At 59.3% G+C, this 1,179-nt stretch carries 1 protein-coding gene and 1 pseudogene; one reads left to right on the top strand and one right to left on the bottom strand.

The window, feature by feature from the left end:
• A partial coding sequence (locus tag CDQ92_RS20540) for a tyrosine-type recombinase/integrase (RefSeq protein ID WP_088444124.1) occupies positions 1–815 on the bottom strand: 815 nt, incomplete at its 3' end.
• Positions 816–842: 27 nt separating this feature from the next.
• Between CDQ92_RS20540 and CDQ92_RS20535 the strand changes: the two are divergent.
• A pseudogene (locus CDQ92_RS20535) lies at positions 843–1,179 on the top strand (strawberry notch C-terminal domain-containing protein); the annotation flags it as partial.

Genomic DNA, 1,179 nt, shown 5'->3' with positions numbered 1-1,179 from the left:
CCAGGCTGTCTCTTATACACATCTAGATGTGTATAAGAGACAGGCACGTGGGGTGTGACGCGCTTCCCAAGGATCGACGGCTGCTTCGTCGCTGCCGTCTTGACGTGCTCGGCCAATCGGAACGCAAATCCGTCGCGGGTCATCGGCTGCCCGTTGGCATTGAGGAATATCTCGGTGACCTCAACTTGAGGCCGGATCGCAAGCCATGCGCGCAATGCGATCTGGGTCTCCTTCCACAGCGGCAGGACCCGTTCACGTCGCCCTTTGCCCATGATGTGCATGGTGGACAGGGAGCGGTCCGGGAAATCGCCCAGTTGCAGCGTTACGAGTTCCGACACCCTCAGTCCGCCAGCATAGGTAAGATGCAGCATCGCGCGATCACGGGTGCCGAGGCGTGTCCGGGGATCGGGTGTATCGAGCAAAGCCTTGATCTCGGCCCGGTCGAGATAATCGATCAGCGCCTTGTCTGTCTTCTTGGTCGGGATTGCTCTGACACGGAGTGCCTGATCGAGGCAGGCTGGAATCCGGTACTCGATGTATCGGAAGAAGGATCGGATCGCGGCGAGCCTGCCATTGCGGGTCCGCACGCAGCTGCCGCGGCCGATCTCGACATGATCGAGGAAGGCCATGATCATGTCTGTGTCGAGATCCTCAACCTCTAGATCGGTCGGTCGGCGCTTCAGCCGATCGGCAGCGAACTGGACGAGGAGGACGAAGCAGTTGGCATAGGTCTTCACCGTGTGCGGGCTGACGGCGCGTTCGCGCGGCAGATGTTCCCGCAGATATGCCGAGAGATGGGGAGCAAGCGCCGTCATGCCGCTGTCTCTTATACACATCTAGATGTGTATAAGAGACAGCGCCAATACATCACTGCCGGTGACCTCGAAGAGAGCATGTGGGAGCCCGCCGACTTCGGGACATTCGAAATATGCTGGAAGGCCGAGTGCGATGAACTCGTCCAGGAGCCGAACCGCGAACGCTTCTTCCTCGCGGTTGGCCGCTTGCTTCCAATCTGGAATCTGCTGGGCGATGATCCTGAAGTTCGTCGCCTCGTGACCGCCGACGGGCGTGCGCTGCTTGGGCGTATTGTCCCGCGCGGCGATGTGAATACATTGCTCGGCAAGCTCGGCATAACTGGCGCCATCAGTCTAACACCTGTCTCTTATACACATCTAGATG

Origin of the sequence: Sphingopyxis bauzanensis, from assembly GCF_002205675.1 — a bacterium.
Lineage (GTDB): Bacteria > Pseudomonadota > Alphaproteobacteria > Sphingomonadales > Sphingomonadaceae > Sphingopyxis > Sphingopyxis bauzanensis.
Note: the sequence above shows the minus strand (reverse complement) of the source record. Positions and strands in the feature narration are given on the sequence as shown.